Here is a 26984-nt window from a genome sequence, read left to right as displayed (position 1 = left end):
ACCGGGTCAGACCAGTTCGAAATAGGCCGCCGGGTCGAGGGTGTTGATCGGCGTCCAGCGGGGGGTTTCGGTCGGGGCGGCCGGATCCTGGTGAGCCGCTTCGAAATAGCCCTGGAGTTCCAGGGCTACGCGAGGGTTCTCGTCGACGCGGCGGGTCAGGTCGTAGAGCACGGCCAGAAGGTGGACGCAGCGGGGGTTGCGGGCCGAGCAGGAGCAGTCGGTCGCCGCCAGGACCGGGGTGGGGGTCAGGCCCGCGTCGGCGAGGGCGCGGTGCATTTCGTCGGTGAGGACAGTTGCGTCGGGGATCACCTCGGCGATGGCGGTGACCGCGGTGCGGGTCAGGGGCGCGACCTCGACGTGGGTGACCGAGGCCTGGCCGCCGCGATGGATGGCGGCGCGGACGTTGCGGCCCTCGATCGTGGTCTGCACACCGTGGTTGCGGGCGATGCTGCGAGCGCGCGGGAGCAGCGGGTCGGGGCGGGTCTGCTTCAGAGGTTCGGCCAGGCGGAGCCAGTCCTTGCCCCAGGTGGTGTACCCGAATTCGTTGTCCGGCATCAGTTCTCTCGCTTCCGGCGCAGGATTTCCACGAGCTGGTCGTCGTCGAGGCGCGCCAGGGCGGCGATGCCCGCGGTGTCGGACAGGTCGGTGAGGGCGGATTTGCGGTCGTGCATGCCCGCGATGTGTTCCTCCACGGTGGTGCCGGAGGTGAGGGTGGTGACGGTGACGGTGCGGGTCTGGCCGATGCGGTGGGCGCGGTCGGAGGCCTGGGCTTCCACCGCGGGGTTCCACCAGCGGTCGAAGTGGATGACGTCGGCGGCGCGGGTGAGGGTGAGGCCGGTGCCCGCGGCGCGCAGGCTCAGGACGAGAACCGGTGGGCCGTCGGGAGATTGGAAATCGGTGACGATTCGGCCGCGTTCGTCCTGATTCAGGCCACCGTGGAAGAACGGGGCGGTGACGCCGAACTGTTCGGCGAGGTGCCGGACCAGGAGTTCACCGGTCTGCCGGTACTGGGTGAATATCAAGGTGGGGGAGTCGTTTTCGAGATTGGTGCCCACGATGTCGGTGCACAGGTCCAGCTTGCCGGAGCGCCCGGTCAGTTCGCCGAGGTCGCCGGTGATCAGGCCGGGGTGATTGCAGACCTGCTTGAGCGAGGTCAGCGCGGCCAGCACCCGGCCCTGACGCTGCACGCCCGAGCCGAAGCCGTCGTCGATCGCGCGATCGAGCAACTGGTCGTAGAGCTTCTCCTGTTCGGCGGTGAGGTCGCACAGCAGATCGGTGTGGATCTTCGCGGGCAGCGACGCCGCGACCTGGATCTTCTTGCGCGCCAGCACGACCGGTTCGATGGAATCGCGCAGCCGGGCCGCGGCGGTGGCCGAACCCTCCTGGATCGGCCGGACGAAGCGGCGCCGGAACTGGGTGCGATGCGCGAACAGGCGCGGCGCGACCAGGTTGAGCAGCGCGAACAGTTCCTCGAGATGGTTCTCCACCGGCGTGCCGGTGAGCGCGACCTTGGCCGAAGCGGTCAGCGCACGCGCCGCCTTCGACACCTGGGTGCGCGGATTCTTCAAGGCCTGCGCCTCGTCGAAAACGACCGTCGTCCAGGAGGTTCCGGTCAGGTGCTGCCCGTGTAACCGCAGCGTCGGATATCCGGCCACGACGACAGTCCCCGGCTCCGCGGTCACCTCCCCGCCGCGCCACACGACCGGGCGCAGCTCCGGCGCGAACCGCGTGATCTCGTGCGCCCAGTTGCCGACCAGCGAGGTCGGGCAGACGACGAGCTGCGGCCCCTCAGCCGCGCGCCCGACCAGGAACCCGATGGTCTGCACTGTTTTGCCGAGGCCCATCTCGTCGGCCAGAACCGCTCCGCCGAACGCCTCGGTGGTCTCGCGCAGCCAGCTGACGCCGCGCGTCTGATACGGCCGCAGCTCCGCTTTCAGCGTCGAGGCCAATTCCACTGCCGCCGCACGGGTTTCCCGCAGCACGCGAACCGCCCGCTCGGCCGAGACGACCGACGTGCCGACCGCGTCCGGGACCGCGTGGGCGGCGATGGGTAGTTCGTGGACAACGTCGCCCTCGCGCAGGATTGCCTGCCAGGTCCGCAGCGACGCGGCTGCGAGGACTTGCCCCGCGAACTCCGGCTCGGCAGCTGAGCTGTCCGAAATGCGCAGTTCGCCAAGTTCTTCAGAAGTGACCAGCGCGCAGTCGACGTCGACGACCTCGATCGCGTCCAGCGCGCTCGTGGGCACCGCCAGCGGCAGCGTTTCCCGCTCACCGATTCCGGTGGGCGCCCGCCCGGTCGTGCGCCCGCTCCATGTCCACAGTGCGAACATGTGCCGGTCGGGCAGGTAGGTGGCCTGGGTGGAAGACAGATCGATCCCCTCACGTGCAATGTGTTGTGCGCCACAAAAATTGTCCGGAGACGCCGACAGCGGGCGACTGGTGTCGCCCGCTGCCGGTGAAGACTATGTTCTGTTGTTCGATGCTGTTGTGTCGGGACGCGAGGTCAGAGACTGACGCTTACATCGCGGGAGCGGCTTCCGAGTCGATTACGGCTTCCAACTCACGCAAGCGATCCATGTGCTCGTTCGCGTGGTGCTGGCAGAAGAGCAACTCTCCACCTGCGGGAAGGGTGGCACGCACGCGCGCTGCCGCCCCGCAACGGTCACAACGATCGACCGCGGTCAGTGGGGTGCTTGTCAGGGTTCCTGGCATGACTCCTCCGTCCTGGCTCCCGGCACTACAGTCCGTTCACCTGGTGTGGGGCCCGTGGTCACTCCGCGGGCTCGCTACCGCTACTTCCCAGCAGTGGTATGACTACTCTGTCAGACGTTCGGGACGGGGGCTTTGTTCCCGTAAACGATTCGGTGTGTTTTCCCTAACATGACCTGGTATTTCGCTAACGGCGAACAGCTCAGCTCAGGGGCCGTACACGTCCTCGCTCACTTCCTCGAACTTGCCTATCCAGTTGTATCGGGAGATTACCCGTGATCCGTAACACTCACACCCTCGTTCACATTTGTGACCTGAACGAATGGTCGAACGCCCGGCAAACCGGCGAGTATCGCCCGGCGTCGCTGTCGGAGGCGGGATTCATCCACCTCTCCACCCCGCAGCAGGCGCATCTTCCGGCCAACCGGCTCTTCCGCGGGAAGCAGGATCTGGTGCTGCTGCGGATCGACCCGGCCCTGCTGTCGTCGGAGGTGAAGTGGGAGCCCGGAGTGCCGACAGATCCGGAATCGATGCTCTTCCCGCATCTTTACGGTCCGCTGCCGGTGGCCGCGGTCACCGCGGTCGAGGAGTTCCGGCCCGGGCCGGACGGCACGTTCGCGCCACTGGCGCGGTGATCACTGCTCCCGAACTTCGCGGGCGAGGATGGCGGCCTGCACCCGGGAACGCACCCCGAGCTTGGTAAGCACCCGGGAGACATGGGTTTTCACCGTCGTCTCGCCGATGAACAGCCGCGTCGCGATCTGCGCGTTGGTCAGGCCGTCGCCCAGGCAGTCCAGGACCTCCCGTTCCCGCTCGGTGAGATCGGCGAGGCCGACCGGAGCCGGTGCTGGGGTTTCGGTGGCCGAGGACGCGAACGCGGTGATCACGGCCTTGGTCACCTCGGGCGCGAGCACCCCGTCGCCGGCGGCGACCGCGCGCACCGAATCCACCAGCGCCGCACCGGAGGTGGATTTCAGCACGAAACCCGCCGCGCCCGCCCGCAAGGTCCGGAAGACGTACTCGTCCAGGTCGAAGGTGGTGAGGATGAGGACGCGCGCGAGCCTGTCTGCGGTGATCCGCTCGGTCGCGGTGATGCCGTCGACGCCGGGCATGCGCACGTCCATCAGCACCACATCCGGTCGCAGCGCCTTGGTCTGCGCGACCGCGACATCCCCGTCGGCGGCCTCGCCGACCACCTCGATGCCCTCGGCGCTGTCCAGGATCATTCGCAGCCCGGCGCGGATGGCGCCGTGGTCGTCGGCGATGAGCACGCGAATCGTCACCGCCTCATCAGAACACAGGCCCGCGGTCGCGAGGATCCGCCGAAGGAAGGACCGGCGTGCCTACGGGCTGACCGCGAGAAACACGAACGCCGCGAACAACACCAGGTGCACTCCGCCTTGCAGCAACGTGGCCCGGCCGGGGACCACGGTGAGCGCGCCGACCACCACCGTCAACGCCAGCAGCACCATCTGCGTCGCGCCCAAGCCCAGGGTCAGCGGCCCGGAAATCCAGATCGAGGCCAGGGCGATGGCCGGGATGGTCAGCCCGATACTCGCCATCGCCGAACCCAGGGCCAGGTTCAGGCTGATCTGCACGCGGTCGCGGCGGGCCACCCGGACGGCGGCCAGCGTCTCGGGCAACAGCACGAGCATCGCGATGACCACACCCACCGCCGAGCGCGGCAGACCGGCCGCGGCCACGCCGCTCTCGATCGAGGGCGACACCATCTTCGCCAAGCCGACCACGCCGACCAGCGCCACGACCAACAGCACCAGACTCAGCACGGTGGAGCGGACGGACGGGGGTTCGTGGTGCTCGTCGTCGGCGTCGCCCTCCTCGACCGGAAGAAAGTCACCGGGGTGCCGGATGGTCTGCACGGCCACGAACAATCCGTAGAGCAGCAGCGAGGCGACGGCCGCGAAGGCCAGCTGTGAGCCCGAGAACTCGGGACCCGGCTTGCTCGTGGTGAAGGTCGGCAGCACCAGGCTCAGCGTGGCCAGGGTCGCCACCGTCGCCAGCGCGGCGCCCGTGCCCTCGGCGTTGAACACCGCCACGCGCCGGCGCAACGCCCCGACCAGCAGCGACAGCCCGAAGATGCCGTTGCAGGTGATCATCACCGCCGCGAACACCGTGTCGCGCGCCAGCGAGGAAGCGTCGGGACCGCCGGAGGCCATCAGCGTCAAGATCAGTCCGACCTCGATCACGGTGACGGCCACCGCCAGCACCAGCGACCCGAACGGCTCCCCGACCCGGTGCGCCACGACCTCGGCATGTTGCACGGCCGAGAGGGTCGCCCCGGCCAGCGCCAAGACCAGCACGATGATGACCGGGCCGGAGGGATGGGTGAACCATGCGATTGCCAAGACCACGATGGCGAGCAGCGGAACAAAGGTCGTCCAGTGTCGGGTCAGCAATCGCATCATGCCTCCATGATTCCAGCGAATCGGCAGCGTCCAGGCAATGGAGACACGGGTCGCGATCCGGCCGACTGGGAATCACTTGGCCGAGTGGCGCTGGTCGGCCTGGCAGGAGATACTGAAAAGTTAACGCTCGAGCCGGATTACGGGGGAATCATGTCGAAACGATGGTTGTGCTTTGCCGCTGTTGCGGCGGTGTTGGCAGTCACGGGTTGCGGAACGTCGAAAGACTCGCACAGCCGCGCGACGACGAGTCCGCAAACGAGTCGCGTCGTCGCGTCGACGACCACCACGACAACGACACCGCCGCCTCCGCTGCTGAACCGGCGGGGTGAGAACGGCGAGGTCGTCCAGCAGGACGGCCTGGTGGGCTCGGGGAGTCTGACCGTCATCAACGATGACAAATCCGATGTCGCGGTGGTGGTCACCAACGGTGATCCCAAGGCGCCGCAGGCGACGATCTATGTCCAGGGAAACTCCAGGGCCACGCTCAGCGGCATCTCCGGCACCTACTACGTCTACCTGAAGTCCGGCACCGACTGGGACCAGTCCGCCCTCGCCTTCACCCGCAACCGCCAGTTCCAGAAGTTCGACGATTCCTTCGACGAGTCGAGCGACTGGGAAGTCACCTTGAAGCCGTCGATCGGCGGGAACGCCAGCACCAGCGACGTGCCCGCCTTCTGATCCACCCCGTGTGTCCCGGGTCACGTGAGCTGAGAGTTCGCTCGTAACCTCGCTTCACACGCGGGCAACACAGCGTGTCCAAGATCTGACCATTGATTGTTTCGGACACGAGGAGTTGCGCCGAGTATGACGATGGATGAGGCGACGGCGGCGAAACCCGCGCCAGCGCAGGACTATCTGGCCAAACGAACCCTGCGATCGGGGTCCGCGGGCTGGGTGCTGCTGGCCGGGCTCGGCGTCAGCTATGTGATCTCGGGAGACTTCTCGGGCTGGAACTTCGGTGTGGCCGAAGGCGGGTTCGGCGGTTTGCTCATCGCGTTCGTGGTGATCGCGGGCATGTATCTCGCGATGGTGCTCGGCATGGCGGAGCTGTCGGCGGCGCTGCCCGCGGCGGGTGGCGGCTACACCTTCGCGCGGCGCGCGCTCGGGCCATGGGGCGGGTTCGCGACCGGCACCGCGGTGCTGCTGGAATACGCCATCGCGCCGGCGGCGATCGCCACGTTCATCGGCGCCTACGTGGAATCGCTGAACCTGTTCGGGATCACCGACGGCTGGTGGGTGTATCTGGCGGTGTACACGCTGTTCATCGGGATCCACCTGGCCGGGGCCGGTGAGGCGCTCAAGGCGATGTTCGTGATCACCGCGATCGCGCTGGCCGGGCTGCTGGTGTTCGCGGTGGCGGCATGGGGGATCTTCGACGCGGGCAACCTGACCGACATCCCGGCCGACCCGAATGCCGTTGGCAGCTCGTCGTTCCTGCCGTTCGGGGTGTTCGGGATCTGGGCGGCAGTGCCGTTCGCGATCTGGTTCTTCCTGGCGGTGGAGGGTGTGCCGCTGGCCGCGGAGGAGGCCTCCGAACCGGAGAAGAACGTGCCCAAGGGCATCATCATCTCGATGCTGGTGCTGCTCGTCACCGGTGCGGCCGTGCTCGTCCTGGCGACCGGAGCCTATGGCGCGCAGGCGATTTCGACCTCCGGCAACCCGCTCGTCGAGGCGCTCGGGGACGGGGCGGCGGCCAGGGCGGTGAACTACATCGGACTGGCCGGGCTGGTGGCGAGCTTCTTCTCCATCGTCTACGCCTACTCGCGGCAGACCTTCGCGCTCTCGCGGGCCGGATACCTGCCGACCAGCCTGTCGGTGACCAATGCGCGCAAGGCGCCGGTGCTGGCGCTGATCGTGCCGGGCGTCATCGGGTTCGCGCTGTCGCTGACCGGCGAGGGCGCGATGCTGCTGAACATGGCCGTGTTCGGGGCCGCGGTCAGCTACGTGCTGATGATGGTGAGCCACATCGTGCTCCGGGTGCGGGAGCCGAACATGCCGCGGCCGTACCGCACGCCGGGCGGCATCGCGACCACCGCGTTCGCGCTCGTAATCGCGTGCGGCGCGGTCATTGCCACCTTCCTGGTCGATCCGGTCGCGGCGGGCTGGACGCTCGCCGCGTTCTGTGCGTTCATGCTCTATTTCGCGCTGTACAGCCGCCATCGGCTGGTGGCGAGTTCGCCGGACGAGGAGTTCGCGGTCCTGGCGCGCGCCGAAGAGGAGCTGGGATGAGCTGGTACACACAGACTCTCGGCGGCGTCACCTATCGGTTCGACGGCTTGGTCGAGCTGCTCGCGAAGGCGACGCCGCTGCGCAGCGGCGACGAGTTGGCCGGGTGCGCCGCGGGTTCGGATGCCGAACGCGCCGCCGCCCAGTGGGCGCTGGCCGAGGTGCCGCTCACCGAATTCCTGAACGAGCCGGTGGTGCCGTATGAGACCGACGAGGTCACCCGGCTGATCATCGATTCCCACGATCGTGTTGCCTTCCAGCCGATTTCGCAGCTGAGCGTGGGCGGGCTCCGGGATCGGCTGCTGGAGGTGGCGGCAGGGGAGCGGGCCGCGGCCACGTTGCGTGCGCTCGCGCCCGGGCTGACTCCGGAGATGGTGGCCGCCGTCAGCAAGATCATGCGTAATCAGGACCTGATCGCGGTGGCCCGGGCGGTCGAGGTGACCGCCGGATTCCGCACGACCATCGGGTTGCCCGGACGGCTCGGCACCCGGCTCCAACCGAACCACCCCACCGACGATCCGCGCGGTATCGCCGCCGCGGTACTGGACGGGCTGCTGCTCGGCTGCGGCGACGCGGTGATCGGCATCAACCCGGCCACCGACTCGCCGCAGGCCACCGCCGACCTGCTGCACCTGCTCGACGAGGTGCGGACCCGTTTCGACATCCCGGCTCAGTCGTGTGTGCTCTCGCATGTGACCACCACGCTCGGGCTCATCGAGGCGGGTGCGCCGGTGGATCTGGTGTTCCAGTCCATCGCGGGTACCGAAGGCGCGAACGCCGGTTTCGGCGTGAACATTTCGCTGCTGCGGGAGGCCAACGAGGCCGGGCGCTCGCTGGGACGCGGCACCGTCGGCGATAACGTGATGTATCTGGAAACCGGTCAGGGCTCGGCGCTTTCGGCGGGCGCGCACCTGGGGACCGGCGGCAAACCGGTCGACCAGCAGACCCTGGAGGCGCGCGCGTACGCGGTCGCCCGCGACCTGGACCCGTTGCTGGTGAACACCGTCGTCGGATTCATCGGACCCGAATACCTCTATGACGGAAAGCAAATCATCCGCGCCGGGCTCGAAGACCACTTCTGCGGAAAGCTGCTCGGCCTGCCGATGGGGGTGGACGTCTGCTACACCAACCATGCCGAAGCCGACCAGGACGACATGGACACCCTGCTCACCCTGCTCGGCGCGGCGGGCTGTGCGTTCGTGATCGCGGTGCCGGGCGCGGACGACGTGATGCTGGGTTATCAGAGCCTGAGTTTTCACGATGCGCTGTACGCGCGACGGGTGCTCGGTCTACGTCCCGCGCCGGAATTCGAGACGTGGCTGTCGGGGCTGGGGATGCTGGACCACACCGGGAGGATACTTCCGGTCGAGCCGTTGTCCTCGCCGCTACGGGCCCTGGCAGGTGCCCGATGAGCGCTCCCGTGGAAAACGCTGCGGTGCACAGTTTCTGGCAGGAGCTGCGGCGCAGTACCCAGGCCCGCATCGGTCTCGGACGCACCGGCGATGCGCTGCCGACGCGTCAAGTGCTGGAATTCCGGGCGGCCCACGCCGCGGCCCGTGACGCCGTCCACCAGCCGCTGGACGTCGATGCGCTGGCCGGACGGGTCGAGGAACTCGGACTCGGCCCGGCTGCGCACGTGCGTAGCCGGGCCGGTGATCGCGCCGAATACCTACGCCGACCGGATTTCGGCAGACTGCCCGGGCCGGATGCCCTCGCGACGGTCCCGCATACCGGGGCCGACGTGGGATTCGTGCTCGGAGACGGGCTCTCACCGCGCGCCCTTGCCGACCACGGCCCCGCGACCCTCGCTGCGCTGATCAGTGAATTGGCACAACGGTATTCGCTGGCCCCACCCGTCCTCGCGACCCAAGCTCGAGTCGCCCTCGGCGACCACATCGCCGAGGCCATGGGCGTGACGACAGTGGTGGTCCTGATCGGCGAACGGCCCGGGCTCTCGGTCGCTGACAGCCTCGGCATCTACTTGACGCATTTGCCGAAACCCGGCCGCACCGACGCCGACCGCAACTGCATCTCCAACATCCACCCGCCGGAAGGGCTGGGTTACCAGCAGGCCGCGAAAGTGGTGGCGGGCTTGATATCCGGCGCCCGCGAGCTCGGCCGGTCGGGTGTCGACCTCAAGGACTCCTCACGTGCCGAGCCCGTCGAATCTGACCGGGTCGTCGCGATCGCCTCGACGAGTCATCCCTGACTGCGACTGCGAGTGCGTTTCGTAGTACCGGGCCATGAGCTCCCAGTATCCGAGCAACAGCAGCATCAGCGCGCCGATGCCTGCGCCCGCGGGCACCGGACGGCGATGCCACGCCCCGAGTAACGCGATCATCCCCGCACCGGCTGCCGCGGCGTCCACGGCCAAGGCCACATCTTTGGGGCGGTCGACAACCCACAGTTCCTCTCCGAGTATGGCTTTCGTCGCCCAGGATCGTTGGTGGGCAGGTGCGGGGAAGAGCACCGGGTTCACGGCGAACCACGCGCCGACGACGGCCGCGTGTGGCCAGCTCCTTTTCCAGACCGGAACCAGGAGCAAGGGCGCTGTCGCCCAACGGGACCACGCGCTCCAAGGGTTCGAATGCCGGGCGAACACCGCGCTGCGAACTCGGGCGAACCCCCTGTCAGAGGTCTTCATCGGCGTGCTCCCGTCAGTTGGTTCGTCAGGTTGCTGAAATAGGCAGCCTGGCAAGGACTTCCCAGCGCCCGTCTGCGGGCTCGGCGGTGAACGTGCCACCCAGGGCCGCCGCTCGTTCGCGCATGTTCATCAACCCGCGCTGGGCGGAGGCCTCGAAAGACTCCTCGGGGCGGCTGCCGGTGGTCGGATTGCGGACTGTCACAACGAGGCTCGCCTCCTGCTCGCGGACGTCGATGTACACCGGCTGGCCGGGCGCGTGTTTCATGGCGTTGGTCAGCGCCTCCTGGATGATGCGGTAGGCGGCCTGGTCGACCGCGCTCGGCAGCAGGGTTCCGTTCAGTGAATCCTGGACGCGCACACTGATTCCGGCGGCCCGGGCGGCGTCGACCAGGATGGGGAGCTGGGCGAGTTTGCGGGGTGCGGCGATGTCCTCGTCGGCGCCGTCGTCGCGGAGCAGGCCGATCATGGTGCGCATTTCGTGCAGGGCGCTGACGCTGTTGGAGCGGATCGAGGCGAGGATCCCGGTGACCTTCGGGTCGATATCGGATTTGCTCAGGACGCCCAGGGCGGCTTCGGATTGGATGGCGATGGCCGAAAGGTGGCCGGCGATGACGTCGTGCAGGTCGCGGGCCATGGTTTTGCGTTCGTCGGCGATGGCGGCGCGGCGGTCCAGTTCGGCGACGAGCGTCATGGCCTCGGCGCGGGTGTGTTCGGCGGCGGCGATCTCCTTGTGCTGGCGGACCTGCAAACCCCACCAGACCGGCGTTCCGACGAAGGCGAATGCCGCGGCGATGGCGATGGCGAAGGCATGCCAGTCGCCGACCCCGATCCAGACCGCCACCGCGATCGCCAGGGACATAACCGCGCTCGCCACCGCGGTCACCTTGGAGATGGTGCGCGACCCGTAGAGAACCGCCGCGTAGATCAGGTCCGAATAGACCAGCCAGACCGGCACGGTCGACCCGAGCATCGTGTCGGCGACCAGCGGGACGACACCGGCCACCAGTGCGATCCCCGGCATGCGCCGTCGCAGCACGGCAGCTCCGCACAGCGCACCGAGAATGGTGAAACGGACCGCCAGCCCCGACTCGGTGCTCACCCGGGCCATCGGGTAGAGCCCGGACAAATAGAACACCGTGCCGAGGCTGAACAGGAACAGCGCGATCAACACGTCCTGTGCCGTCGCCGACAACGCGTGCCACTGCTTCACCGATCCATCACAGCACACCGCCGCCGGACCGGGGTCCGTCGAAGTGATGACCCGCGATCGGTCCGATGGCCGACGTCCGAATCAGCCCGGTCACGCGACGCTCATCGGGTGATACTGATACCGGCCCTGATCGGTCTGGCCCTGGTGGACTCGACCAGCATCGGCACCCTGGTCCTGCCGATCTGGCTGCTGATGGCCCCGGAACGCCCACCCGTCCGGCGCATGCTCGCCTACCTCGCGGCGATCACCGTCTTCTATTTCCTGGTCGGCGTGGCATTGCTGACCGTTGTCGGCTCGGCGCTGGACCGCTTCGGCGACCTGGCCCGCAGCCCGATCGTGCTGGTCCCGCAGCTGGTGCTCGGCGTAGCGCTGTTCGCGGTGTCCTGGCGGTTCGACTCCAAGAAGCGCCGCGAGCGCGGCGAACCCGACCGCACCGCGGCCTGGCGCACCCGCGCCCTGAACTCGCAATCCACCAGCACCGGCTTGGCGGTGCTCGCGGTGAGCGCGGGCACCCTGGAACTGTTCACGATGCTGCCGTACCTGGCCGCGATCGGCCTGCTGGTCTCGAGCGACCTGTCCACGGTGACCTCGATCGCGCTGCTCGCCGGCTACTGCGTGGTCATGGTGGCGCCGGCGCTGGTGCTCATCGCCGCGCGAAAGCTGTTGCACGCCAAGATCGAACCGCTGCTGGTTCGCATCGACGCGTTCCTGTCCAAGCATGCCGACAGCGCGACCGGATGGGCCTTGGGGATCGCGGGCTTCCTGCTGGTGCGCGGCGCCGTTCCCGGGTTGTTCGGAAACTGAGTTCGACTCGATGCAATCGAGGGCGCCGATACCGGGGAACGCGCTCGGGCAAGCGCTAGGGTGGACCGGTGAACATCGATGTCACCGCCCTCCCGGGTATCGGGGTACGCAAGGATTTCCAGGCGCGTTCCGGGCGCCGCATCGGTGTGGTCGACCACCGTGACGGTGGCATCGATCTGATCGTCTCCAAACTCTCCGACCCGGACGCTTGCGCGGCCCAGGTCCCGCTGAGCACCGACGAGGCGGCGGTGCTGGCCAACCTGCTCGGCGCACCGCAACTGGTGGCGCAGCTGCAGGAAGATCATCGGGATATGCCCGGCATCACCACCCGTCAGCTGCCGATCGACGAGGACTCGCCGTACGCGGAACGCACCCTCGGCGAGACCGGGATGCGCACCCGCACCAAGGTGTCCATCGTCGCGGTGATGCGCGCCGGGCAGCTGGTGCCCTCGCCGGGCCCGGATTTCACCTTCACCGCAGACGATGTGCTGGTAGTCGTCGGCACCCCCGACGGCCTGGACGCGGCCGCGAAGATTCTCTCGCACGGTTGAACCCGTGACGACTACCGCGCTCGCGCTGGTAGAACTCGGAGCGGTGCTGTTCGCCCTGGGCATGCTGGGGCGGGTGGCGGTCCACTTCGGGATGTCACCGATCCCGCTGTATCTGCTGGGCGGGCTGGTTTTCGGGCACGGCGGGTTCATCGAACTGCACGCGGCCATCGAATTCGGCCATGTGGCAGGCGAAATCGGCGTGGTGCTGCTGCTGTTGCTCCTCGGCTTGGAATACACCGCGGCGGAACTGGTGACCGGTTTGCGCCGGTCCTGGGCGGCGGGCTTGTTCGATCTCGTCGCCAATGCCACACCGGGCGTGGTGGTCGCGTTGTTGCTCGGGTGGGGCGCGATCGGCGCGGTCACCATGGGCGGGGTCACCTACATCTCGTCCTCCGGGATCATCGCGAAGGTGCTCAACGACCTCGGACGCCTGGGTAACCGGGAAACGCCGGTGGTGCTGTCCATCCTGGTGTTCGAGGATCTGGCGATGGCGGTGTATCTGCCGATCCTCACCACGATGCTGGCCGGACTGAGCCTGCTGGCCGGAATGAAGGCGCTCGCCATCGCATTGGTCACGGTGACCCTGGTGCTCGTAATCGCGCTGCGCTACGGCCGCTACGTCTCGGCGCTGCTGGAAAGTCCCGACAACGAGGTGTTCCTGCTCAAGCTGGTCGGGGCAGCGCTGCTGGTGGCGGGCGCGGCGTCCTCGCTGAACGTGTCCGCGGCGGTGGGCGCGTTCCTGCTCGGCATCGCGATCTCCGGGGCGACCGCGCATCAGGCCGCGAAACTCCTGGAGCCACTGCGCGATCTGTTCGCCGCCATGTTCTTCGTCGCTTTCGGGCTGACCACCGATCCGACCGCGATCCCGCCGGTACTCGGCTGGGCGATCGCGCTGGCATTGATCACCGTCGCGACGAAGGTGGCGACCGGCTGGTGGGCGGCGAGCCGGCAGGGGATCGCCCGGATGGGGCGGGCTCGCGCCGGCGCCGCACTGGTCGCGCGCGGCGAATTCTCCATTGTCATCGCGGGATTGGCGGTCGGGATGACCGTCGTCGGCAAAGAGCTGGCCGCGCTGGCTTCGGCCTATGTGCTGCTGATGGCGATGCTCGGGCCGGTGGCGGCGCGGGTGGTCGAACCGGTCGTCACGTTCGGGATGCGCCGGCGGCGGCCCGCGGCGGATTAGGCCGCCGCGCGCGCGGTCCGCCGGTGTTCGATCCGGCCCCAGAACGTGGTGGCGATGGTGCCGACAAGCAGTCCGATCAAACCCGCGCAGAGGTGGCCGTAATCGGTGAAGGTCCGGCCGCTGACGCAAGCGGCGATGAGCACGGCAAGCACCAGTGCCGCCCACGCCAGCCGCACACGGCCACGGAACCGGAACGCCATCGCCGCCAGCACCGCGGAGAATCCATAGCTGGTGCCGACATCGGGGGCGATCGCGACCCGCAACGGAATCAGCTGGTGCTCGATGGCGCGGGAGATGCCGTAGACCGTGAGCAGCGACGCCCCGATATGGCCGGTGGCGAACAACAGGATCCAGCGCCCGGTGCCGAGCCAGCGCTCCGCGTACGCCATCACGATCAGGAATTGGGCGATGACCAGCCACGGAAAATTGCCCTCGGTCCAGAACGCCGAAGCAACCAGCACCTGCACCGGATTGTGGTGCATGTTGTACAGATTGGTCGACGCGGACAGGATCAGCCGGCGTTCCTCGACCGGGCCGAGCCCGCGCAGCGTCCACCAGGTGACGAACAGGGTGAACGCGTAGGCGGTGCTGGCCGGGGCGTGGGCCAGATGCCGACGCAACGCCGGGTAGATCCGGTGCAGGAGTCGCGGCCGGCGCAGCCACGCCCAGGCCGCGCGCACTTCGGTCCACAGGTCGACGGTCTGGGTCCACGGTGAGTGGTAGTGACCGTCGCCCGCAGTGGAGGTAACCACAGTGCGAAGTCTGCCGGGCGCGGCACCGCAACCAGGACTGACGCGCCAGGCGCGGGCTGAACTCGCCGGTAATCCACTGTCATCGCAGAGCAGCCCGACGAGATGACGACGCCGGTAAATGGCGGAACAGCTACGGCACCAAGTCGATCTGACCGTGCGGCTCCTGCGCGACTCGCGCTATGAAGGGTTCTGCCACCGCAGCCATCGGTCGCCCGGCTCGCGGGGCAACTCGTAGCCTGCGGATGCATCATCGACAGGATCGTCCTCGATTCCGGCGGCGTTGGCGAGCAGGCGCTGTCGATCGGCGCGGGCGAGGGCTTTGCGGGTGTTGTGCGCCTCGGTAACCCGGGGGCGGCCCGTGTCGTCGCGCGCGGGCGCGGGCCACTGCGCCGTCGAAGAACCGGGCTGCGGCGGCCAGTAGGAGTTGGTGATCTCCGTGGGCAAAGGTTCGTAGGGCTTGCGTTTCGGTTGCGGCCGTTGGGGTTTCAGGCCGACCGCGGCCGGTGGCGCGACCGGTTGCGGCTTTTCGGCCTGCCGCGCCGCGCGCCGTAGCCGGGGCAGGTCGACGATGCTGTCCTCGACGGTGGTCAGGCTGACGCTGATCAGCAGCAGCATGGTGGCGATGCTGATCACCAGCAGTAGTGGCGCCAGCAGCTGCCCCGGCTCCGCGCCGGCGGGCGGCGCGGTGTGGCCGGTGTGCTGCGCGCGCATGGAAGCCATACCGGTGTAGTGCATTCCGCACACCGCCACGCCCATGATCAACGCCGCGGCCACCGTCGCCGGCGCGCCCTTGACGCGCAAGGTGAACCAGAGCGCCACCGTCGCCGCGACCACCGCGATCAGCATGGACAACCCGACGACCGGCAGTTCGTAGCGGACATGCGCGTTCGACTTCATCGCGTACATACCCGTGTAATGCATGGCACCCACCCCGATCCCGGTGATCGCGCCGCCGGACAGCAGCGCGAGCACGGTCGGCTGCGGCCGGATGACGATGAACAACCCGATCCCGACCACCACGACCGCGGTCAGCGCGCTGAACAGTGTGAGCAGCACGTCGTAGCGGATCTGCGCGCCCTCGATCGAAAAGCCGAGCATCGCAATGAAATGCATGACCCAGATGCCGGTACCGCCGATGGCCAGCGCCGCCGCGATCAGCCACCCGGTACTGACCTCGCCTTGCCGCCGCGCGCGGACCGCGCACTGTAGGCCGAGCAGCGAGCCGATGACGGACATGACATAAGCCATCAGGGGAGTGATCCACCCGTAGCTGAAGTGATAGATGTCGAGCACGAGAACCCCACCCACCGAGGCGAATTCGCCTCGTGATTTGAAACAAGTAGCTGTCAGACCATACGTCAGCGACCAGCGATTTATACAGCGAAAGAACCGACCGCCCCAGTGGCTTCGATCACTTTTTGTTTAGCCGCGGGGCGCCTGATTTCGACCCGGCTCGAAAGGGGTTGGCGCGCAACGACAAAGGGCACGCAAGCCGAAGCTCGCGTGCCCTTTGCGCAGGTAACTGTTAGTCCAGGTAGTCCCGCAAGACCTGCGACCGGCTGGGGTGGCGCAGCTTGCTCATGGTCTTGGACTCGATCTGGCGGATGCGCTCACGGGTGACGCCGTAGACCTGGCCGATCTCGTCCAGGGTGCGCGGCTGGCCGTCGGTGAGACCGAAGCGCAGGCGAACCACGCCCGCCTCGCGCTCGGACAGCGTCTCCAGCACCGACTGCAGCTGATCCTGCAGCAGGGTGAAGCTCACCGCGTCCACCGCGACGACGGCTTCGGAATCCTCGATGAAGTCGCCGAGCTGGCTGTCGCCCTCGTCGCCGATGGTCTGGTCCAGCGAGATGGGCTCACGCGCGTACTGCTGGATCTCCAGCACCTTCTCCGGCGTGATGTCCATTTCCTTGGCCAGCTCCTCCGGCGTGGGCTCACGGCCCAGGTCCTGGAGCAGCTCGCGCTGGATGCGGCCGAGCTTGTTGATGACCTCGACCATGTGCACCGGGATACGGATGGTGCGGGCCTGGTCGGCCATGGCGCGGGTGATGGCCTGCCGGATCCACCAGGTGGCGTAGGTCGAGAACTTGTAGCCCTTGGTGTAGTCGAACTTCTCGACCGCGCGGATCAGACCGAGGTTGCCCTCCTGGATCAAGTCCAGGAACGCCATGCCGCGGCCGGTGTAGCGCTTGGCCAGCGACACGACCAGTCGGAGGTTCGCCTCGAGCAGGTGGTTCTTGGCGCGGTTGCCGTCGCGGATGATCCAGTTGAAGTCGCGGCGGGTGGCCACGGGCAGCTTCTCGCCGGCCTCGGCCCACTCGCGCATCTTCTCGGCCGCGTAGAGACCGGCCTCGATCCGCTTGGCGAGCTCGACCTCCTCCTCGGCGTTGAGCAGCGCGACCTTGCCGATCTGCTTGAGGTAGGCGCGCACCGAGTCGGCGGAGGCGGTGAGCTCGGCATCCTTGCGGGCCTGGCGCAGCGCTTCGGATTCTTCTTCGTCCCAGACGAAATCACCGGAGGCCTTGTCGGCCGCGGTGGGCTCGGCCTCCTCGGCGGCTTCCTCGGGGGCGTCGACGACCAGAACCTCGGCGTCCTCGGTGAGGTCGTCCTCGGAGACCTCGAGGTCCTCGAGGTCCTCGATTTCGAGCGACTCGTCTTCGACGGCCTCGTCGGTGCCGGGCTCGCCCTCGGCCCCGGCCTTCTTGGCTGCCTTCTTCGCCGGAGCCTTCTTGGCGGCGGCTTTCTTGGCGGGAGCCTTCTTGGCGGCCGCTTTCTTGGCCGGAGCCTTCTTGGCGGCAGCCTTCTTGACCGGCCGTGCTTCGGTTACATCTGCGGAGTCGGCCTCGGCCGAGTCGGCGGTCTGACGGGTCGTGGCTACCACGTACGCCCTTTCGTGACGGTCTCGTGCGGCGTCACGCCAGAGTGGTGTTCCGGCGGAGCGGTCTGTCGGGTTTCACCGGCGAAGAGCCGGTCGGTTTCTCCGGCTAAGGCCGGGCACGTTCCATTGTAACGATCCTGCCAGGGTACTCATGCCCGCCTTGGCTTGGACGCACGACGCGCAGATCTGTTAAGGCAGCAACCCCGCCTCGACCGCCATGGCGGCGCCGACGATGCCCGCGGTGTTTCTCAGATGCGCGGGCACGACCTGAGTTCGGTTGGTCAGCAACGGAATCCACAGATCGGCGTCGCGGCTGATACCGCCGCCGGCGACGATGACATTCGGCCAGAAGAGATTCTCCAGTCCGATCAGCACGGTGGACACCTCGGCGGCCCACTGTTCGAAGCTGAGGCCGAGGCGGTCCTTCACCGAGGCTGCCGCGCGATGCTCGGTCTCCATGCCGCCGATCTCGAGGTGCCCGAGTTCGGTGTTGGGGACCAGGGCGCCCTGGTAGATCAGGGCCGAGCCGATGCCGGTGCCGAAGGTCAGCAGCAGCACCATGCCCGCGTAATCCTTTGCCGCGCCATAGGTGTCCTCGGCCATGCCGGCCGCGTCGGCGTCGTTGAGGACGGTCACCGCCCGCCCACCGAGCGCGGCGGAGAACAGCGCGCGGGCGTCGGTGCCGATCCAGGCCTTGTCGATATTGGCCGCGGTGCGGGTGACGCCGTCGAGCACGACCGCCGGGAGCGTCACGCCGACCGGGCCGTCCCAGTTCGCCTCGGCGACCACCTTGGCGACCGCCTCGGCCACCGCCTGCGGCGTCGACGGATTCGGTGTCGCGATCTTGATCCGTTCGTGCACCAACTCGCCGGTGGCCAGATCCACCGCGGCGCCCTTGACGCCGCTGCCACCGATATCGATTCCGAACGCGTGCCCCCGAACGGACATGGCTATCCCTCGTTCCGTGTGCTGGCGAATGACGACAATGCCCGACAACTGTAAAGGCAGCCCGTCCGGCGCACCGGAGCGTATCTGTGATGCGATGGACGGCGTGCCCGAAACCACGAGCTCCCCTGCCGAATCCGCATCCCTCCCGCCCGAAGAAGTGGCCGAATTGCGCCGCATCGCGGTCGATCTCGCCGAGACCGCCGCCGCTCACGTCCGCACCCGCCGCCCCGAGGTCTTCGGCCCCGCCGGGCTGCAGGCCGCGGACGCGGTCCAGGCCAAGGGCCACCCCACCGACCCGGTGACGGTGGTCGACACCGAGACCGAGGACCTGATCCGCAAGCTGCTGGCCGAACAGCGGCCCGGGGATCCGATCCTCGGCGAAGAAGGCGGCGGCGACCTCGCGGCCGCCGGTGACGCGGTGACCTGGGTGGTCGACCCGATCGACGGCACCGTCAACTTCCTCTACGGCCTGCCCGGCTACGCGGTGTCGGTGGCCGCGATGCGCGGCGGGCACTCGATCGCCGGCGCGGTGGTCGATGTCGCCCGGGCGGCCACTTACAGCGCGGGGCTCGGGCTCGGCGCCATGCGGGTCGACGGCGACGGCGTGGTCGAGCACCTGCGCTGTAATCCGGTCACCGAGCTGTCGATGTCGTTGGTGGCCACCGGTTTCGCCTACGGCGTGCACCGGCGCGCCCGGCAGGCCGAGATGGTCGGGCAGCTGCTGCCGCGGGTCCGCGATATCCGGCGGCTGGGTGCGGCGGCGCTGGACCTGTGCCATGTCGCGGCGGGCCAGGTCGACGCGTACTACGAACACGGCTTGAACGCCTGGGATTTCGCGGCCGGTGCGCTCATCGCCGCCGAAGCCGGTGCGCGCCTCGCGCTTCCGGCCGCGACCTTGCCGGGGGCGGCGGGCGGCCTGGTGGTCGCCGCCGCACCCGGAATCACCGACGAACTCTGGGCGCTGCTCGCCGAGATCGGCGCGACCGTGGCGCTGCCGGATCAGTAAGAGCTCAGCACCTGGCCGAGCGCGCGGCGCTGAGCAGCTTCGTGTCGATGGAGCTGCCCGGCACCGGATTCTTCAGCGACCGCAGCACCTCCTCGGCGTCGTTGCCCGGCTGGATGTCGCCGCCGAACAGCGAACCCAGCACCAGGTCGACGGTGTCGTCGGTGCGCTGATCCTCGATCAGTTCGGCGCAGGGGGCGACCAGCTGCACCGACGCGGCGGCCGGGCGGCCGTTCACGCCGAAGCGGATCTGCCCGGTGCACTCCAGGTCGCCGTTGACGTAGATCGGATCGTTACCGGCTTGCTTTCCCGGTGCGGTCGCGAAACCGAGGTCACCGAGCTGGCCGGCGATGTGGCCGGCCTGCCCACGCTGGCTACTCGCGTTCAGCACGCGCACTTTGCTGGCCGACAGGGCCGCCGGTTCCACGTCCTGCAGCCTTGACGCCGCGAAGCGCTGCCCGAGCGGCACGGTGGGGGCCGGGCTCGCGCCGGTGGCGGGGCTCGGCGAGTTGCACGCCATCGCGCTACCGCTGTTGTCTGCCGTCGTCAGCGCCTTGATCCACACGATGGTGCAGATCAGCGTCATGATGCCGAGCAGGATGAGCCAGGGCCGCGGGCGCCGTCGGACCCAGGGGCGACCCTGGGGATCGGAGGGGCTGCCTTCGGTGATCAGTGAAACCACCAGCACACTCTACGAAAATGTCTCGGCCATCGGCGACGGCAGGCCGACGGAGTCGGCCCCCGGTGGGTGAATATCGTCCGGAAGGTCTCGGTGAGTTCGAGCGGAGGTGTCGATTCACCCTCGATTTCGAATCGTCTGTGTTTTGATTGCGACTTTTCCGCCGGGGTCCGCTATTGTCTGGCGGCCCAGATCGAATCACCAGCGGCGAAAATCGGTGGTCGGTCGCGGGAACAAGTAGGGCATGTCCTGCGTTTACCGAGCGCTATCCCAAGTGGATCTACCATGATCCGCCCTGATAGAGCACCGGTGCACGTGTGATGTGCACCACCGGCGGGGCGGTGCATGCCACCTCGGTTCCACACCAGGAATCGGTGTAGCGCGAGCCGGTCCGGGATATACGGAGTAAGGACGAGGGGAAGACGACATGGCAACCGACTATGACGCACCGAGGCGTACCGAGACCGACGATGTGTCGGAGGATTCGCTGGAGGAGCTGAAGGCTCGTCGTAACGAGGCACAGTCCGCCGTCGTGGATATCGACGAATCCGATACCGCGGAGTCGTTCGAGCTTCCCGGCGCGGACCTGTCCGAGGAAGTACTGACCGTTCGGGTCATTCCGAAGCAGGCGGACGAGTTCACCTGTTCCAGCTGTTTCCTAGTGCATCACCGGAGCAGACTGGCGGAGGAGAGTGGCGGGCAGTTGATCTGCATGGATTGCGCCGCCTAAGTAAATTCCTGCGGCGGCCGGACACAGGGTCCGGCCGAGGCGACTTCTGTCAGTCCGCGCTCGGCAGGCCGAGCGCGGCTAGGACTTTCTCTGGACGACGGGTGCTTACCAGCCAGTACGGCGTGGGGTCATCCGGGTCGTTCAGGACCAGCAGCACCAACGAGCCGACCCAGGCACGGTGCTGCACGTAGGCGGCGGGGTCGAGCTGACGACCGAGAGCCGCGCTCTTCGCGGTTTTGGGCACGATGGCCGCGCGGGCCACGAAGTTCACCGGCAGGTGGGCGCGGTCGGCGCGCAGTTCCGGCGTCCCCGCCGCATCCCGGGTCACCTCGACCCGATGGCGGCTCAGCCACAGCAGCACCCACACCGGGATCGGCAACATCAACAGGTATGGCAGCCAAGCCCGCAGACCGGGTGCGCCCATGTGGATTTCGGCCGCCAGCAGCCCGGCGATGCCGAGCGCGACCGGCCACCACCACAGCGGCACCCACAGGCGCTCGGAGTAGGTCTGGGCGGTCTGGTTTTCGTGTTCCGTCACTGGGCTGGGCTGGTCCGACACGACTCCAACACTAAGTCACGACGGGCGAGTGGCTGCGCGTAGGCTCTGCGTTTGTGAGCGCACTTTCACCTATTCCGTTGCTGCGGCTTGATCCCGGCATCCCCATGCCCGCGCGCGCCCATCACGGCGACGCCGGCGTGGATCTGTGCACCACCCAGGACGTCATCCTGGAACCGGGGGAGCGGGTGCTGGTCGGCACCGGCGTCGCCGTCGCGCTACCGGTCGGCACCGTCGGCCTGATCCATCCGCGATCGGGATTGGCTGCCAAAGCCGGACTTTCGGTGGTCAACACCCCCGGCACCGTCGACGCCGGGTATCGGGGCGAGATCAAGGTGTGCCTGATCAATCACGATCCGCGCACGCCCATCGAACTGCGCCGCGGCGACCGGATCGCGCAGCTGCTGGTGCAGCGGGTGGAATTGGTCGACTTCGTCGAGGTGGACACCCTCGACGAAACGGCGCGTGGTGCTGGTGGATACGGGTCGAGCGGCGGCCACGCGATCCTGGCCGACGCCGGCAAGGAGGCGTGACAAATGGCGATGTTCGGAAGAAAGAAGAAGTCGGACGACTACGAGTCCGACGAGTACGACGAAGTCGGTTATGACGAGCCCGGCTATGACGAGCCGGTGGACCGATACGACGACGTCGCAGCCGAATACGACGATGACACCCCGCAGAGCGGTCCCTACGACTACGAGGCCGTAGCGGATCTGCTGGCCGACGTGGCCGATCAGCGCCTGGACCTCGGTTCGGTCATCCTGCCAGTGCCGCCGGGCGGTCAGCTACAGGTCGAGATGACCCCCGAAGGCACCCCGCAGGCGGTGCACCTGGCCACCGAGCACGGCCGCCTCACCGTGGCCGCCTACGCCGCGCCCAAGTCCAAGGGCCAGTGGCGTGAGGTGGCCGCCGATCTCGCGGACTCGCTGCGCACCGACGGTGCCCGGGTCTCGGTCGAGCAGGGCCCGTGGGGCCGGGAAGTGCTGGCGCTCACCGAGAGCGCGGATCTGCGGTTCATCGGTGTCGACGGCCCGCGCTGGATGGTGCGCCTGGTCGCGGCCGGACCGCAGGGCGCGGCCAACGACGGCACCCCGCTGGTCGCCGCGGCGCGCGCGATCATGAGCGAGACAGTGGTCCGGCGCGGCACCGATCCGCTGCCGGTGCGCGATCCGCTGCCGGTGGTGTTGCCGCAGGAGCTGGCAGATCAGCTGGCCGCGGCGCATCAGGCCCAGGTCGAAGCCCAGCAGCAGCAGGCCCTTGCCGCACAGGCCGCGCAAGCGGCTGCCGCGCAAGGGATTCAGCCGGGCGTCATCCCGCCCCGGATGCCGGACGAGCCGCGTCGCAACGCGGGCGGGTCGGCCATGCAGCAGCTCGGTCTGAACTGATACCTCGCACACCTGGGTCCCGGCCGAAAAGCCGGGGCCCAGTCTGCGTCAAGGGGTTTCAGTCGAACGCGGCGAGACCGGTGTGGCCGAGGATCGCGGGGTCGGCGCCGAGTTCGTCGAGGGTGATCCGGGCCAGCCCGGACCGGGGGATCAGCGCGGCCCATTCCTCGGCGACGGCCAAGGGGTGCACCGGGTCGTCGACGGCCGTGATGATCACCACGGGGACACCGACAGCGCGAAGGCGCTCGGGGCCCGGCCACTTGTAGTCAGCCGCCTCCTGCAGCGCCTGCGGCAGATTCGGCCACTGTGCCCGCCAGGATTGCGTGAGGGCCGCGGCGAGCCACTCGGGGCTCCCACCGCGCATCTGCTCGATGACCGCGTCCAATCCATGGGCGCGCAGTTGTCCGGCGGTGTAGGCGGCGCTCTGGGCCGCGGGGCAGTTAGCGGTGTCGGCTCCGGTCCAGGCCGGCAGCGCCGCGATGACTCCTGTCACGTCCTCCGGGTGCTCGGCGGCCCATTCGAGTGCCACGGCCGCCCCCAGCGAGATACCAGCGGCCAGCACGGGCCCGCGCTGGGCCGCCGAGTCCAGCGCCGCGCGATAACTGGCAACCACGCCGAGCGGGTCCGGCTCCACCGCCATGAGTTCGAGATCACGCTCCCGGCAAGCGGGTTCGAAACTGCGCCGGGCGAAATCCGCGTCCGACCCGGTGCCCGGCAATGCCACGGCAATCCCGGGGCGGCGGAAAGGTTTCAAGCCGGTGAGTTCTGGGGATTTCCAGGTGATGGTTGGGCGAGCAGTGACCACCGGATGTGGGGAGTCGAACACCGGGCCGAGCGTAGCGGGGCCGGGTGTGGAGGCCTACAGTGGCGGTGTGCGGCCAACAGCCGGTCGTTCGTTGGAAAACACGCTGGCGTGGGACCCACGCCGCGTGCTGTAGCAGGAGAGCGTGTAATGCCATCCGCAGCCTCAGGATATTTTCGCCGACTGGGCCGCAGACTGACCGAGGATCTCGATCAGCTGGACGCCGAGGAACTGGCCGAGACCGCAGAGGCATCGGGAGCTTGCCGGGCCTCGGAGTGTCGCCGCGGCGACGAAGCCACCATGCTGGGTCGTTTACGTAGTGTCGAGGCGTGCCCGAAGTCCTCGGGCGCTAGTGTTCAGGCAGAATTCTTCGACGGCACCGACGCCATCACCCTGGTGTGGATCGGGCGCCGCCGGATTCCCGGTATCGAACCCGGGCGCCGGATACTCGTTCGCGGTCGCGTCGGCGACCGGGACGGCCGCAAGGTGATCTTCAACCCCTACTACGAATTGCGCGGGAACAGCTGACTTGATGCCGAGCAACGACAACGGCGCCGACTTGGGCAAGCCGACCGATACCGGGCGCCGTGAGGTGCTCGATGCCGAGATGCGCGAGATCGAAGATGATCTGCTCGCGCCGCATCCGGGCGTGGGCGCCGCCGCCGCCGAAGAGCCTCGCGAGCAGACCATGCTCGAGCAGATGGGCGGTTTCAGCGGCCTGATCTACTCCACGCTGCCGGTGCTGGTGTTCGTGCCGGTGAACACCATCGCGGGGCTCACCGCCGCCATCTGGACCGCGCTGGGTGTCGCCGCCGCCATCCTGGCCTGGCGCCTGTACCGCCGCAGCCCCGTGCAGCCCGCCATCTCCGGTTTTCTCGGGGTCGGCGTCTGCGCGTTCATCGCCTATCGGATGGGGGAGGCCAAGGGCTTCTTCCTGTTCGGCATCTACACCAGCCTGGTCTACGCCGCTGCTTTCCTGATCTCGATCCTGGTGCGCTGGCCGCTGGTCGGCATCATCTGGGGTTTCCTCAACGGCCACGGCAAGGAATGGCGGAGCGACCGCCGGGTGATCCGGCTCTACGACATCGCCACCGCCACTTGGGTTCTGGTCTTCGGGGCCCGCTACCTGGTGCAGTCCTCGCTGTACGACACCGATCACACCGGCTGGCTCGCCTTCGCCCGCATCGCGATGGGCTGGCCCCTGACCGCCGTCGCCTTCGGCGTCACGGTCTGGGCGGTGCGTCGCGCGGGGCATATGCCGGTAAAGGGGTGATCCCCGGCACTACGGAGGTGGGGTAGCACCCACCCCTGGGGTGCCTGGTTGGCAGGCCCATTTCAGCCGACGATCGTTGCAGAACGAAAAAACGCAACGATCGAAAGGCCCGAAGTTGCCTACCGAGCACAAGATTTCGGCAACGAAGTCTCCCGCCCACCCCAGTCCCGCGCTCTCGGAGAGCAAGCGTGTGGCCGCCGAGCTGGACAAGCTGATCGGCGCCGCCGCGGCAGGTGACAAGCGGGCCATGTCCGAGATCGTGCGACTGGTGAGTCCGCTGGTCCGCCGCTATTGCGGTGCGCGCCTGGGCAATACGTCGCATCTGCACGTCACCGTCGACGACGTGGTGCAGGAAGTTCTCATCGCGACCGTGAAATCCGTTCCGCGCTACCAGGATCAGGGCAAGTCGTTCCTGGCCTTCGTGTACGGGATCTCGGCCAACAAGGTCGCCGACGCCTTCCGCCGCTCCCAGCTGCACCCGGCCTACCCGACCGCGGAGATGCCGGAGGAAGCCTGCAACGAGGCCGGACCCGAGGAGTGGGCGCTGGCCTCCGAACGCCGCGCCGCGACCCGGGAACTGATGAAGATCCTGGCGCCCGCGCACCGCGAGGTGCTGGTCATGCGGATCGTGCTCGGCTGGAGCGCCGCTCAGACCGCCGAGGCCATCGGCACCAGCCCCGGCGTCGTCCGCGTGATGCAGCACCGCGCGCTGAACAAGCTGCGCGCGGAGCTCAACGTGGTCAAGGCTTGACGCCGTGCTGGGCCAGCGCGATGCGCAGATCCTCCTCGGCCTCCAGCGAGGTGACGAACAGCAGTTCGTCCTCGCCCTCGAACGGGTCGTCGGGCTGCGGGACGATGACCCGGCCGCCGCGCAGGATTGTCACCAGCGCGGCATTGCGGGGCAGGGTGAGCGCGCGTACCGGCTTGCCCGCCAGCCCGGTATCGGTGGGCAGCGTGATCTCGACCAGATTGGCCTGACCCTGGCGCAGCGTCATCAGGCGCACCAGGTCACCGACCGACACCGCTTCTTCGACCAGGGAGGCCAGCAGCCGCGGCGTGGACACCGCCACGTCCACGCCCCAGGACTCGTCGAAGAGCCATTCGTTGCGCGGATCGTTGACCCGCGCCACCACCCGGCGCACCCCGAACTCGGTCTTGGCGAGCAGGCTGTGCACCAGATTGGCCTTATCGTCGCCGGTGGCGGCGATGACGACCTCGTAGCTCTGCAGGCCCGCGTCCTCGAGCAGCGCCAGCTCACAGGCGTCCGCATGCACCCAGACGGCGTCCGGGATGGCGGCGGGTTCGATGTGTTCGAGCTTGCGTTCCAGCAGCATCACCCGATGTCCGCTACGTAGCAGTTCCCGGGCGATGGATCTGCCGACAGCGCCGGCTCCGGCGATGGCCACCTTCATGATCAGTCCTCGCTCGCGGGGGGCTTGCCGGCCAGCGCGACGGCCTCGCCGACACTGCCGGAGGTCGCGGCCACGTAGACCAGGTCGTCGGCCTGAATGATGGACTTGCTGTCGGGCAGCACGCCGTTGCCGAAGCGCAGGATGAACGCCACCCGGACGGTCAGGCCGCGTTCCAGATCGCGCACGGTCCGGCCGTACCAGTCCTCGTGCAGGTTCAGCTGGGTGATCGCGACCGCGCCCGTGGGGTCGCGCCAGTTGGTGGTGCTGGAATCGCCGATCAGGGTGCGCATGAAGCGATCGGTGGTCCACGGCACGGTCGCGATGGTGGGGATTCCCAAGCGCTCGTAGACCGCGGCGCGCTTGGCGTCATAGATCCGGGCCACCACGCGCTCGATGCCGAAGTTCTCCCGGGCCACGCGCGCGGAGATGATGTTGGAGTTGTCGCCGGAGGACACCGCCGCGAACGCGTCGGCGCGCTCGATACCGGAGCGCAGCAGCACGTCCCGGTCGAAACCGACGCCGATGATGCGCTGGCCCGGGAACTCCGGACCGAGCCGCAGAAAGGCGCTGGGATCGCGGTCGATCACCGTGACCTCGTGCCCCACCCGGACCAGGGCGCGGGCCAGCGACGAGCCGACGCGGCCACACCCCATGATCACTACGTACACCGTGTAACCCCGTTCTTGGAACCCTGGTGCTCGGTCTGCGTTTTGCTGTCGGCAAACCGTACCGCCGATTCGCGGCGGGCTGTGCCCGAGGGATGGCCCAAGCCCCACGTTCCCCCTGCGGCCCGGCGTCAAACCTGGTGCGCCG

General features: G+C 68.2%; 31 protein-coding genes. 15 read left to right on the top strand and 16 right to left on the bottom strand.

The window, feature by feature from the left end:
• Positions 1-6 precede the first annotated feature (6 nt).
• From IBX22_RS05725 to IBX22_RS37315, 3 genes are all read right to left on the bottom strand, one after another.
• Positions 7-555 carry an SWIM zinc finger family protein gene (locus tag IBX22_RS05725; RefSeq protein ID WP_194814310.1) on the bottom strand — a complete coding sequence of 183 codons (549 nt, stop codon included), beginning with the start codon at positions 553-555 and terminating at the stop codon, positions 7-9.
• The gene (locus IBX22_RS05720; protein ID WP_194814309.1) at positions 555-2330 is read right to left on the bottom strand and encodes a DEAD/DEAH box helicase; all 1776 of its coding nucleotides are present in this window, start codon (positions 2328-2330) and stop codon (positions 555-557) included. The genes IBX22_RS05725 and IBX22_RS05720 overlap by 1 nt, the downstream gene beginning before the upstream one ends.
• A 187-nt stretch (positions 2331-2517) precedes the next feature.
• Positions 2518-2712 carry a hypothetical protein gene (locus IBX22_RS37315; protein ID WP_228538208.1) on the bottom strand — a complete coding sequence of 65 codons (195 nt, stop codon included), beginning with the start codon at positions 2710-2712 and terminating at the stop codon, positions 2518-2520.
• 272 nt (positions 2713-2984) lie between these two features.
• Between IBX22_RS37315 and IBX22_RS05715 the strand changes: the two genes are divergently transcribed.
• Entirely contained in the window at positions 2985-3344 is a 360-nt protein-coding gene (locus tag IBX22_RS05715; RefSeq protein ID WP_194814308.1) for a DUF952 domain-containing protein, read from the top strand.
• On the opposite strand, the gene IBX22_RS05710 is transcribed toward IBX22_RS05715, so the two are convergent.
• Together IBX22_RS05710 and IBX22_RS05705 are read right to left on the bottom strand one after the other, a co-directional pair.
• A complete protein-coding gene (locus IBX22_RS05710) occupies positions 3345-3992 on the bottom strand; it encodes a response regulator transcription factor (RefSeq protein WP_194814307.1) in 648 nt (215 codons plus the stop codon).
• A gap of 60 nt (positions 3993-4052) precedes the next feature.
• Positions 4053-5126 carry a calcium:proton antiporter gene (locus IBX22_RS05705; protein ID WP_375540225.1) on the bottom strand — a complete coding sequence of 358 codons (1074 nt, stop codon included), beginning with the start codon at positions 5124-5126 and terminating at the stop codon, positions 4053-4055.
• Positions 5127-5219: 93 nt separating this feature from the next.
• Here IBX22_RS05705 and IBX22_RS05700 point away from each other — a divergent pair, with 93 nt between their 5' ends.
• From IBX22_RS05700 to eutC, 4 genes are all read left to right on the top strand, one after another.
• Positions 5220-5813 (top strand): hypothetical protein, encoded by a 594-nt coding sequence (locus tag IBX22_RS05700; RefSeq protein WP_194814305.1) that lies wholly within the window; start codon positions 5220-5222, stop codon positions 5811-5813.
• Positions 5814-5939: 126 nt separating this feature from the next.
• On the top strand, positions 5940-7364 hold the full coding sequence (gene eat / locus IBX22_RS05695; RefSeq protein ID WP_194814304.1) for an ethanolamine permease: 1425 nt from the start codon (positions 5940-5942) through the stop codon (positions 7362-7364).
• The gene (locus IBX22_RS05690) at positions 7361-8773 is read left to right on the top strand and encodes an ethanolamine ammonia-lyase subunit EutB (RefSeq protein ID WP_194814303.1); all 1413 of its coding nucleotides are present in this window, start codon (positions 7361-7363) and stop codon (positions 8771-8773) included. The genes eat and IBX22_RS05690 overlap by 4 nt, the downstream gene beginning before the upstream one ends.
• Positions 8770-9570 carry an ethanolamine ammonia-lyase subunit EutC gene (gene eutC / locus IBX22_RS05685; RefSeq protein WP_194814302.1) on the top strand — a complete coding sequence of 267 codons (801 nt, stop codon included), beginning with the start codon at positions 8770-8772 and terminating at the stop codon, positions 9568-9570. The genes IBX22_RS05690 and eutC overlap by 4 nt, the downstream gene beginning before the upstream one ends.
• Here eutC and IBX22_RS05680 read toward each other — a convergent pair.
• On the bottom strand, positions 9508-10005 hold the full coding sequence (locus IBX22_RS05680; RefSeq protein ID WP_228538207.1) for a DUF6653 family protein: 498 nt from the start codon (positions 10003-10005) through the stop codon (positions 9508-9510). The genes eutC and IBX22_RS05680 overlap by 63 nt on opposite strands.
• Positions 10006-10030: 25 nt before the next feature.
• Positions 10031-11215: a histidine kinase gene (locus IBX22_RS05675; protein ID WP_309234436.1), complete on the bottom strand. Its 1185-nt coding sequence runs from the start codon at positions 11213-11215 to the stop codon at positions 10031-10033.
• Positions 11216-11323: 108 nt separating this feature from the next.
• Between IBX22_RS05675 and IBX22_RS05670 the strand changes: the two genes are divergently transcribed.
• The 3 genes from IBX22_RS05670 (at position 11324) to IBX22_RS05660 (ending at position 13753) form a co-directional block, all read left to right on the top strand.
• Positions 11324-12019, top strand: coding sequence for a GAP family protein (locus IBX22_RS05670; protein ID WP_194814301.1), 696 nt, complete (start codon positions 11324-11326; stop codon positions 12017-12019).
• A gap of 68 nt (positions 12020-12087) precedes the next feature.
• Positions 12088-12570, top strand: coding sequence for a cation:proton antiporter regulatory subunit (locus tag IBX22_RS05665; protein WP_194814300.1), 483 nt, complete (start codon positions 12088-12090; stop codon positions 12568-12570).
• Between the two features lie 4 nt (positions 12571-12574).
• Entirely contained in the window at positions 12575-13753 is a 1179-nt protein-coding gene (locus IBX22_RS05660; RefSeq protein WP_194814299.1) for a cation:proton antiporter, read from the top strand.
• Here IBX22_RS05660 and IBX22_RS05655 read toward each other — a convergent pair.
• From IBX22_RS05655 to ppgK, 4 genes are all read right to left on the bottom strand, one after another.
• Entirely contained in the window at positions 13750-14505 is a 756-nt protein-coding gene (locus IBX22_RS05655; RefSeq protein ID WP_194814298.1) for a rhomboid-like protein, read from the bottom strand. The two genes, IBX22_RS05660 and IBX22_RS05655, sit on opposite strands and share 4 nt — an antisense overlap.
• A 177-nt stretch (positions 14506-14682) precedes the next feature.
• Positions 14683-15813 (bottom strand): MHYT domain-containing protein, encoded by a 1131-nt coding sequence (locus tag IBX22_RS05650; protein ID WP_309234435.1) that lies wholly within the window; start codon positions 15811-15813, stop codon positions 14683-14685.
• Between the two features lie 217 nt (positions 15814-16030).
• Positions 16031-17386, bottom strand: coding sequence for an RNA polymerase sigma factor (locus tag IBX22_RS05645; protein ID WP_194814297.1), 1356 nt, complete (start codon positions 17384-17386; stop codon positions 16031-16033).
• A 186-nt stretch (positions 17387-17572) separates the two neighbouring features.
• Positions 17573-18331, bottom strand: coding sequence for a polyphosphate--glucose phosphotransferase (ppgK, locus tag IBX22_RS05640; RefSeq protein ID WP_194814296.1), 759 nt, complete (start codon positions 18329-18331; stop codon positions 17573-17575).
• 94 nt (positions 18332-18425) lie between these two features.
• Between ppgK and IBX22_RS05635 the strand changes: the two genes are divergently transcribed.
• Positions 18426-19337 (top strand): inositol monophosphatase family protein, encoded by a 912-nt coding sequence (locus IBX22_RS05635; protein WP_194815600.1) that lies wholly within the window; start codon positions 18426-18428, stop codon positions 19335-19337.
• Positions 19338-19341: 4 nt separating this feature from the next.
• Here the strand turns inward: IBX22_RS05635 and cei are convergent, their stop codons facing one another.
• A complete protein-coding gene (gene cei / locus IBX22_RS05630) occupies positions 19342-20016 on the bottom strand; it encodes an envelope integrity protein Cei (protein WP_194814295.1) in 675 nt (224 codons plus the stop codon).
• 424 nt (positions 20017-20440) lie between these two features.
• On the opposite strand from cei, the gene IBX22_RS05625 reads away from it, so the two are divergent.
• The gene (locus IBX22_RS05625; RefSeq protein WP_194814294.1) at positions 20441-20743 is read left to right on the top strand and encodes a DUF4193 domain-containing protein; all 303 of its coding nucleotides are present in this window, start codon (positions 20441-20443) and stop codon (positions 20741-20743) included.
• A 49-nt stretch (positions 20744-20792) separates the two neighbouring features.
• Here the strand turns inward: IBX22_RS05625 and IBX22_RS05620 are convergent, their stop codons facing one another.
• The gene (locus IBX22_RS05620; RefSeq protein WP_194814293.1) at positions 20793-21281 is read right to left on the bottom strand and encodes a DUF3093 domain-containing protein; all 489 of its coding nucleotides are present in this window, start codon (positions 21279-21281) and stop codon (positions 20793-20795) included.
• 74 nt (positions 21282-21355) lie between these two features.
• Between IBX22_RS05620 and dut the strand changes: the two genes are divergently transcribed.
• Together dut and IBX22_RS05610 are read left to right on the top strand one after the other, a co-directional pair.
• A complete protein-coding gene (gene dut / locus IBX22_RS05615; protein WP_194814292.1) occupies positions 21356-21832 on the top strand; it encodes a dUTP diphosphatase in 477 nt (158 codons plus the stop codon).
• 9 nt (positions 21833-21841) lie between these two features.
• Positions 21842-22684 (top strand): DUF3710 domain-containing protein, encoded by an 843-nt coding sequence (locus IBX22_RS05610; RefSeq protein ID WP_194815599.1) that lies wholly within the window; start codon positions 21842-21844, stop codon positions 22682-22684.
• Between the two features lie 58 nt (positions 22685-22742).
• Here IBX22_RS05610 and IBX22_RS05605 read toward each other — a convergent pair whose 3' ends face one another.
• The gene (locus IBX22_RS05605; protein ID WP_194815598.1) at positions 22743-23438 is read right to left on the bottom strand and encodes an alpha/beta fold hydrolase; all 696 of its coding nucleotides are present in this window, start codon (positions 23436-23438) and stop codon (positions 22743-22745) included.
• 198 nt (positions 23439-23636) lie between these two features.
• Here IBX22_RS05605 and IBX22_RS05600 point away from each other — a divergent pair, with 198 nt between their 5' ends.
• From IBX22_RS05600 to IBX22_RS05590, 3 genes are all read left to right on the top strand, one after another.
• Positions 23637-24014: an OB-fold nucleic acid binding domain-containing protein gene (locus IBX22_RS05600; protein WP_194814291.1), complete on the top strand. Its 378-nt coding sequence runs from the start codon at positions 23637-23639 to the stop codon at positions 24012-24014.
• A 160-nt stretch (positions 24015-24174) separates the two neighbouring features.
• Positions 24175-24759: a DUF3159 domain-containing protein gene (locus IBX22_RS05595; protein WP_228538523.1), complete on the top strand. Its 585-nt coding sequence runs from the start codon at positions 24175-24177 to the stop codon at positions 24757-24759.
• Positions 24760-24874: 115 nt separating this feature from the next.
• Positions 24875-25510: a sigma-70 family RNA polymerase sigma factor gene (locus tag IBX22_RS05590; RefSeq protein WP_194814290.1), complete on the top strand. Its 636-nt coding sequence runs from the start codon at positions 24875-24877 to the stop codon at positions 25508-25510.
• On the opposite strand, the gene IBX22_RS05585 is transcribed toward IBX22_RS05590, so the two are convergent.
• Positions 25500-26171, bottom strand: coding sequence for a TrkA family potassium uptake protein (locus tag IBX22_RS05585; RefSeq protein WP_194814289.1), 672 nt, complete (start codon positions 26169-26171; stop codon positions 25500-25502). The two genes, IBX22_RS05590 and IBX22_RS05585, sit on opposite strands and share 11 nt — an antisense overlap.
• 2 nt (positions 26172-26173) lie before the next feature.
• Positions 26174-26839 (bottom strand): TrkA family potassium uptake protein, encoded by a 666-nt coding sequence (locus IBX22_RS05580; RefSeq protein ID WP_194814288.1) that lies wholly within the window; start codon positions 26837-26839, stop codon positions 26174-26176.
• Between the last annotated feature and the right edge of the window lie 145 nt (positions 26840-26984).

Source organism: Nocardia sp. XZ_19_385 (assembly GCF_015355755.1).
In the GTDB taxonomy this organism is placed as follows: domain Bacteria; phylum Actinomycetota; class Actinomycetes; order Mycobacteriales; family Mycobacteriaceae; genus Nocardia.
This window is presented reverse-complemented; position numbering and strand designations above follow the sequence as displayed.

Coding starts and splice junctions, on each gene's coding strand:
- IBX22_RS05725 (WP_194814310.1), bottom strand. CDS start 555: ATGCCGGACAACGAATTCGGGTACACCACCTGGGGCAAGGACTGGCTC.
- IBX22_RS05720 (WP_194814309.1), bottom strand. CDS start 2,330: ATGTTCGCACTGTGGACATGGAGCGGGCGCACGACCGGGCGGGCGCCC.
- IBX22_RS37315 (WP_228538208.1), bottom strand. CDS start 2,712: ATGCCAGGAACCCTGACAAGCACCCCACTGACCGCGGTCGATCGTTGT.
- eat (WP_194814304.1), top strand. CDS start 5,940: ATGACGATGGATGAGGCGACGGCGGCGAAACCCGCGCCAGCGCAGGAC.
- IBX22_RS05690 (WP_194814303.1), top strand. CDS start 7,361: ATGAGCTGGTACACACAGACTCTCGGCGGCGTCACCTATCGGTTCGAC.
- eutC (WP_194814302.1), top strand. CDS start 8,770: ATGAGCGCTCCCGTGGAAAACGCTGCGGTGCACAGTTTCTGGCAGGAG.
- IBX22_RS05680 (WP_228538207.1), bottom strand. CDS start 10,005: ATGAAGACCTCTGACAGGGGGTTCGCCCGAGTTCGCAGCGCGGTGTTC.
- ppgK (WP_194814296.1), bottom strand. CDS start 18,331: ATGTCCGTTCGGGGGCACGCGTTCGGAATCGATATCGGTGGCAGCGGC.
- IBX22_RS05635 (WP_194815600.1), top strand. CDS start 18,426: ATGGACGGCGTGCCCGAAACCACGAGCTCCCCTGCCGAATCCGCATCC.
- IBX22_RS05625 (WP_194814294.1), top strand. CDS start 20,441: ATGGCAACCGACTATGACGCACCGAGGCGTACCGAGACCGACGATGTG.
- IBX22_RS05610 (WP_194815599.1), top strand. CDS start 21,842: ATGTTCGGAAGAAAGAAGAAGTCGGACGACTACGAGTCCGACGAGTAC.
- IBX22_RS05600 (WP_194814291.1), top strand. CDS start 23,637: ATGCCATCCGCAGCCTCAGGATATTTTCGCCGACTGGGCCGCAGACTG.
- IBX22_RS05595 (WP_228538523.1), top strand. CDS start 24,175: ATGCTCGAGCAGATGGGCGGTTTCAGCGGCCTGATCTACTCCACGCTG.
- IBX22_RS05585 (WP_194814289.1), bottom strand. CDS start 26,171: ATGAAGGTGGCCATCGCCGGAGCCGGCGCTGTCGGCAGATCCATCGCC.